Here is a 7,419-nt window from a genome sequence, read left to right on the forward strand (position 1 = left end):
TGATTGCGACAAATGGATTACCCAAAAGCTTACCAGTCAATCCTTTCTCAATCCAAAATCTAAAATCCAAAATGGTATTATCTGAACCGTATTGGTATATAGATCAAACTTGAGATAGGCGACAAAAATTCATATTTAATTCTAAATTACAAAAGTTGCGTATAACTTCTCACAGTTATGAAATTCCCTCGGCGTTGTTGGTGGTTGGTTTTGTTATTGATGACAGCAGGTTGTAACCAAACTCGTGCTGTTTCTGATGATGTCATCACCCAAGAATCTCAGCCAGCACCTTTATTGGCAGCAAATTCTACGCCGTCACAAAATATTATCCGCACTGAACCGCTTGCACCACAACCAATTCGCATCAATTTGCAGAAATTACCGCCACCTTTTGCTACCAAAAGCGCCTCGAAGCGACCAGAGGTAGTATCTATTCCCCAAAATCCGGTGTTGCGTGTACCGCCAGGATTCCAGGTAAATGTCTTTGCGGAAGGTTTGGACGCACCCCGGTGGTTGGCTTTAACTCCCAGTGGTGATGTGTTGGTGACAGAAACGAGAGAAAACCGCATTCGCTTGTTGAGAGACAGTAATGGCGATGGTGTGGCTGATGTGAGTCAAACATTTGCGAGTGCAAACAATGGCTTAAATATTCCCTTTGGGATGGCGTTTGCGGGGAATTATTTCTTTTTGGGGAATACTGATGCAGTGTTACAGTTTCCTTACAGCAAAGGACAAAAGCAACTATCGGGGACTGGGACAAAAATTGCTGATCTTCCTGGCGGTGGTTATAACCAACATTGGACAAGAAATGTTGTCGCTGCACCAGATGGGAAGAAGTTGTATGTTTCGGTTGGTTCTCGTTCTAATGTGGATGAGGAAGAGTTACCGAGGGCTTCTGTACAGGTGATGAATTTGGATGGTTCTCAAAAGCAGACTTTCGCCTTTGGTTTGCGAAATCCTGTAGGTTTGGATTTTCATCCGGTGACGAAGGAACTCTACACAACGGTGAATGAACGGGATGGTATTGGGGATGATTTGGTTCCTGATTATTTCACCCGCATTCAGCAGGGAGAATTTTATGGCTGGCCTTATACTTACTTAACACCAAATAAACTTGACCCCCGTCAAACGGCCAATGGTAAAAGTAAACGCCCAGATTTAGCAGCCCGGACTCGTACACCTGATGTATTATTTCAAGCTCATTCGGCGGCTTTGGGTGTGCAGTTTTACGATGGTCGAACTTTCCCCAACAGATATAAAAATGGGGCTTTTGTGGCATTTCGTGGTTCTTGGAACCGCGATCGCGGGACTGGTTATAAAGTTGTATTTGTACCTTTTAATACTCAAGGACGACCACAAGGTAATTATGAAGATTTTCTCACGGGATTTTTGTTAAATCCCAGTACCCCAACTACTTGGGGAAGGCCTGTTGGTTTATTAGTTTTGCCTGATGGGAGTTTATTAGTCACAGAAGAAGCTAATAACCGGATTTATCGCATTCAATATGTAGGTAATCAAAAATAAACTAAAAAATAGCAACCGCCGATACAAGCCGATGTCCGCCGATAATTTTAAATAAAAATTAGTGTTTCGTGGCGGTTCATGTCTATTCCTAATAATAGTAATGCTTTAGCAAGTTTATCTAATTTACCTTTATCACCATTTGGTGCAGAGGTAATTTTAGGTACTAGTATTGAACCGCAACAATTAGCTATACCAATAGCACCTAGTCCAAGCACAATGTTTGGCCCCCGTGGGGCTTGTTTAATATCAGCAAATCAGTCATTGTGGGTGTCAGATACAGGACATCATCGATTATTAGGATGGCGCAATTTACCAACAAAAGATAATCAGCCGGCAGACTGGGTAATTGGACAACCAGACTTTTATCATGAAGGGCAGAATGCTAAAGGTAAGCCAGGCAGAAACACGTTTAGCGTCCCCACTGGAATTTGTGTTTGTGGGCAAGGTTTAGCTGTGGCTGATGCTTGGAATCATCGCGTTTTGATTTGGCAAAATGTCCCAGAAGATAGCAATGTGCCAGCCGATTTGGTATTAGGACAAGCTAATTTTGTTGATAATGAACCAAATCGCGGTACTCAAAAAGCAAATGCTAATACAATGCACTGGCCTTATGGTATTTTTTATCATCAAGGTAAGCTATTTGTTGCGGATACTGGTAATCGCAGGTTATTAATTTGGCAAGAATTACCCACAGAAAATGGTCAGCCTGCGGATATAGTTCTGGGACAACCAGATATGATTTCTCGTAATGAAAATGGTGGTGCTTCTGCAACGGCGGCGAGTATGCGTTGGTGTCATGATATTGCTATTTGGCATGATAATTTAGTTGTTGCTGATGCGGGTAATCATCGCGTGATGATTTGGCAAGGTATCCCCACAGAAAATAATGCGCCTTGTGCGGTGGTGTTAGGACAAAATAGCTTTGATTTTGTAGAGATGAATCAAGGGGTATATTGGCCGAGTGCGAGTAGTTTAAGTATGCCTTATGGGGTGGCGACGACTGGGGAATGGTTGCTAGTGGCGGATACGGCAAATTCGCGGTTGCTAGGATGGAAGCAGCCGAAATCTATATTATCATTGCAAGGTGCGATCGCTTCGGCAATTATTGGACAAAGTAGCTGTCAAAGTAAAAGCGAAAACCGCAATTATGGACTCCCGACGCGCGATAGTTTGAATTGGCCTTATGGGGTGAAAATTTGCGGGAATACGGCGGTAATTGCTGATTCTGGAAATAATCGGGTTTTATTGTGGGGGTTTGATAGATAGAGTTAAACGAACCGCAAAGAACGCAAAGGACGCGAAGAGAAATGGCGAGTGAAGAAATTAGAGTTAGAGGTACTGTTCAGGGGGTGGGGTTTCGTCCGACTGTCTACCGTCTGGCTAAAGCTTGCGGGTTGCGGGGCGATGTTTGTAACGATGGAGAAGGTGTATTAATTCGTGTCTCTGGAAGTGAGGAAGCCTTAGCTGAGTTTGTGGTGAGGTTACAGCAAGAATGTCCACCACTGGCAAAAATTCAAGAGTTAATCAGAACTCGATATACAACAGAATTGGACTGTGATGATTTTGTGATTTCGCCAAGTGTCAGCAATAAAATCAAAACCGAAATTACCCCAGATGCAGCGACTTGTCCCCAATGTCAAAAGGAAATCTTTGACCCCTTTAGTCGGTTTTACCGTTACCCTTTTACTAACTGTACTCATTGCGGCCCCCGTCTGAGTATTATTCACGCCATTCCTTATGACAGATGTAATACCAGTATGTCTGCGTTTGTGATGTGCGCTGAATGTGCAGCAGAATACCACGATGTTGAAAACCGCAGATTTCACGCCCAACCTACAGCTTGCCATAGTTGCGGCCCTTCTGCTTGGCTAGAACGTGCTGATGGTAAACCTGTGACTGCTTCGATGTTTTCGATGATGGATGATGTGGATGCAGTTTGTACGTTGTTGCAAAAGGGTGAAATTGTTGCAATTAAGGGGATAGGTGGGTTTCATTTGGCTTGTGATGCAACAAATGAAGTTGCTGTGCAGAAATTACGTCGGCGTAAGCGTCGTTATGATAAGCCTTTTGCTTTGATGGCACGAGATTTGGCAGTAATTGAAGAGTATTGTGTAGTTAGTGAAAAGGAAAAAGAGTTATTAGTTAGTCCTGTCGCACCAATTGTTTTGTTGGGGAAGAAAGAAGAAACGAACCACAAAGGGCGCAAAGAGCGCGAAGGAGAGGAGGGAAGAGGAGTTAAAGAGGGTTTTGCTGTAAGTCGTATCAATAATAAAAACACTCAGTACTCAGCACTCAGCACTCAGCACTCTCATAAAAGCACTCAGCACTTTATAGCAGAATCTGTTGCACCAGAGCAAAATACTCTAGGATTCATGTTACCTTATACGCCTCTGCATCATTTAATTTTGCGGCGGATGAATCGACCCATTGTGTTAACGAGTGGCAATATTTCTGATGAACCACAGTGTATTGATAATGATGCAGCGTTAGAAAAGTTGGGAAATATTGCTGATTATTTTCTATTACATAATCGGGATATTGTGAATCGTATTGATGATTCGGTTGTGCGGGTGGTTGGTGAGCAAATTCAAATCGTTCGTCGTGCGAGGGGATATGCACCAGCACCGATTAAGTTACCACCAGGATTTGAGGAGGTAACGCCAATATTGGCAATGGGGAGTGAGTTAAAAAATACCTTTTGCTTGTTGCGTGATGGTGAGGCAATTTTATCGCAACATTTAGGTGATTTAGAAAATGCGGCGGCGTTTAATGCTTATCAGGAAACGCTGAATTTATACTTGAATTTATTTGAGCATAAACCAGAAGCGATCGCAATTGATAAACACCCCGAATATCTTTCTAGTAAACTTGGTAAAGAACTCGCTACGGCTAATAAAATTCCTCCGCATCAAATTCAACATCATCACGCCCACATTGCTGCTTGTATGGCAGAAAATGGCATTGCTTTAAATACATCACCAGTTTTGGGTATTGCTTTTGATGGTTTGGGTTATGGTGAAGATGGCACACTTTGGGGCGGAGAATTTCTGCTGGCTGACTACCGTCAATTTCAACGACTAGCAACATTTAAACCAGTGGCGATGATAGGTGGTGAACAAGCAATTTACCAACCCTGGCGTAATACCTACGCGCAATTAATTTCAGCTAATCTTTGGGATAAATGCCAACAACAATATACTGATTTAGAAATATTAAAATTTTTGGATAAAAAGCCATTAAAATTACTCAATCAGATTATAGAAAAAGGCATTAACTCGCCTCTAGCCTCATCAGTCGGGCGATTATTTGATGCTGTAGCTGCCGCTATTGGTATTTTTACTGAAGAATGTAGCTATGAAGGACAAGCTGCGATCGCTTTAGAATCTTTAGTGGATGTTAACATCTTAAACAATCATAAAGAAAAGCTAATTTATCCCTTTAATTTTAACTTTTCCGATAATATCTATTGTATAGACTCAGCACCAATGTGGTCTGCTTTACTCAGTGATTTGCAGCAACAAATTCCCCAATCAGTCATCGCTGCTAAATTTCACCAGGGTTTAGCTCATATTACAGTAAAAATGGTTAAGCTTCTGTGTCAAGAATATCAAATTCAGCAAGTAGTTATCACAGGAGGAGTATTTCAAAATACTATCTTATTACAGTTAGTTACTCAACAGTTACAAGCATCAAATATTAACGTACTAACTCATAGCTTAGTTCCTACTAATGATGGCGGTTTATCGTTAGGACAAGCCATAATTACAGCCGCCAGATTAATTACAAATCATTAACTCTTCTTCTCTGAGTCCTCTGCGCCTCTGCGGTTAGTTATCTCCTCAAAGGAAAATACAAATGTGCTTAGGAATTCCTGGACAAATTGTCGAAATTACCGACACTCAAAAAAAATTAGCCATTGTGAATGTTGCAGGTGTTAAACGTCAAGTTAACATCGCTTGCATTGTCGATGAACAACATCCACCCGAAGCTTGTTTAGGAGATTGGGTATTAGTTCACGTTGGTTTTGCGATGAATCGAATTAATGAGGAAGAAGCTGCGGAGACATTAAAGTTATTAGCAGAAATCGCCGCTATGAGTTAGAGATTTTAACGCAAAGTTACGCCAAGGTAAACGCGGAGTTACGCAGAGTTTATCCAGTAAATTAGCCCTAAATTGTATGAAATATGTTGACGAATTTCGGGAACCCGAAAAAGCCCACGCCCTACAAAAAGAAATAGTAAAAATTAGCCGCCAAATAGAGAAACATATCAAAATTATGGAAATCTGTGGCGGACATACTCACTCTATTTTTAAATACGGTATTGAAGCAATACTGCCCGACAATATTGAATTAATACATGGGCCTGGTTGTCCAGTCTGTGTCATGCCAAGGGGAAGGTTAGATGATGCGATCGCTATCTCCCAACATCCTAACGTCATCCTTGCCACCTTTGGCGACACCATGCGCGTTCCTGGTTCTAAAGACAGCCTCCTACAAGCCAAAGCCAAAGGCGCAGATATCCGTATGGTGTACTCACCCTTAGATAGCTTACAGCTCGCCAAAGATAACCCCAACAAAGAAGTAGTCTTCTTCGCCCTCGGCTTTGAAACCACAGTCCCCAGCACAGCTTTTACCATCCTCCAAGCAGACGCAGAAAACATACATAACTTTAGTATGTTTTGCAACCATGTATTAGTTATTCCCGCCCTCAAAGCACTATTAGATAACCCTGATTTACAACTAGATGGATTTGTCGGCCCTGGTCATGTCAGTATGGTAATTGGTACTGACCCCTATCAATTTATTGCCCAACAATATCATAAACCAATAGTTGTTTCTGGCTTTGAACCATTAGACATTCTCCAATCAGTTTGGATGCTATTAAAACAGCTAGTAGAAAATCGTTATGAAGTCGAAAACCAATATAACCGACTTGTCGAAAAAGCTGGAAATCAAATAGCACTAAAAGCGATGAATCAAGTTTTTGCTGTACGCGAAACTTTTGAATGGCGTGGTTTAGGAGAACTACCAAATTCCGGCTTAAAAATTCGTCCTGAATATAGCCAATTTGATGCTGAAGTCAAATTTACCATCCCAAATCAAAAAGTCGCTGACCATAAAGCTTGTAAATGTGGTGAAATTCTCAAAGGAGTTTTAAAACCGTGGGAATGTAAAGTATTTGGTACAGCCTGCACCCCAGAAACACCAATAGGTACTTGCATGGTTTCCTCGGAAGGTGCTTGTGCAGCTTATTACAAATACGGACGCTTCTCCAATTTCACGCAAAAAATAGCTGCTGAAAAACAAACTGCAACCCTAACTTCATAACCTAAGATTAAAGTAAGCAATCCGAACGCTACAACACAACAATTTTAGGATTGGAGTACAAAATTATGCCTTTTGTTACAGTCAAAATTGCCCGTGGTCATTCCATCGAAAAAAAACGGCATCTAGTCGAAGCTATTACTAACGCCCTAGTCACATCTTTAGATACCAAGCCAGAATGGATAACTATTCACATTGATGAATTTGAACGTGAAAATTGGGCTGTTAATGGTATCTTACACTGCGATCGCCATCGTGGTAGACATGACGAAACAGGCAGATAAAACTAGTTAGAAGGCAGGAGGCAGGAGTCAGGAATTAGTAGATATTAATAGTTATTTAATAAACAACTTTTTATCTCTATCACCTGTAACCTGTCCCCTATCCCCTACTAAACATCTTTATCATAAATTATTTTAATAAATTCTATAGCGTTTTCCAGTCTAATGAGATACAGTAATTAGATAAGATATAGATTATGAGAAGATATAAATGAAAGCATACTCACTTGACTTTCGGCAGAAAATAATTGATGCGTACTTAGAGGGTGGGATCTCACAAAGACAGTT

6 protein-coding genes are annotated in these 7,419 nt (G+C 41.2%); all 6 read left to right on the forward strand.

What is annotated here, in order from left to right; translation table 11 throughout:
- Positions 1-177 precede the first annotated feature (177 nt).
- The 6 genes from H6G75_RS27680 to H6G75_RS27705 all read left to right on the forward strand — a co-directional run bounded on the left by H6G75_RS27680 (position 178) and on the right by H6G75_RS27705 (position 7,134).
- On the forward strand, positions 178-1,524 hold the full coding sequence (locus H6G75_RS27680; protein WP_190983109.1) for a sorbosone dehydrogenase family protein: 1,347 nt from the start codon (positions 178-180) through the stop codon (positions 1,522-1,524).
- A gap of 78 nt (positions 1,525-1,602) precedes the next feature.
- Positions 1,603-2,790, forward strand: a complete 1,188-nt coding sequence (locus H6G75_RS27685) for a hypothetical protein (RefSeq protein WP_190983110.1) — start codon at positions 1,603-1,605, stop codon at positions 2,788-2,790.
- A gap of 41 nt (positions 2,791-2,831) precedes the next feature.
- Positions 2,832-5,318, forward strand: coding sequence for a carbamoyltransferase HypF (hypF, locus tag H6G75_RS27690; RefSeq protein WP_190983111.1), 2,487 nt, complete (start codon positions 2,832-2,834; stop codon positions 5,316-5,318).
- A 61-nt stretch (positions 5,319-5,379) separates the two neighbouring features.
- Positions 5,380-5,625, forward strand: coding sequence for a HypC/HybG/HupF family hydrogenase formation chaperone (locus H6G75_RS27695; RefSeq protein ID WP_190983112.1), 246 nt, complete (start codon positions 5,380-5,382; stop codon positions 5,623-5,625).
- 76 nt (positions 5,626-5,701) lie between these two features.
- Positions 5,702-6,853, forward strand: a complete 1,152-nt coding sequence (hypD, locus tag H6G75_RS27700) for a hydrogenase formation protein HypD (RefSeq protein WP_190983113.1) — start codon at positions 5,702-5,704, stop codon at positions 6,851-6,853.
- A gap of 65 nt (positions 6,854-6,918) precedes the next feature.
- Complete coding sequence (locus tag H6G75_RS27705) at positions 6,919-7,134, forward strand: 4-oxalocrotonate tautomerase family protein (RefSeq protein WP_015111665.1); 216 nt, start codon at positions 6,919-6,921, stop codon at positions 7,132-7,134.
- Positions 7,135-7,419 lie beyond the last annotated feature (285 nt).

Source organism: Nostoc sp. FACHB-280 (assembly GCF_014697615.1).
Classification (GTDB): Bacteria; Cyanobacteriota; Cyanobacteriia; order Cyanobacteriales; family Nostocaceae; genus Nostoc_B.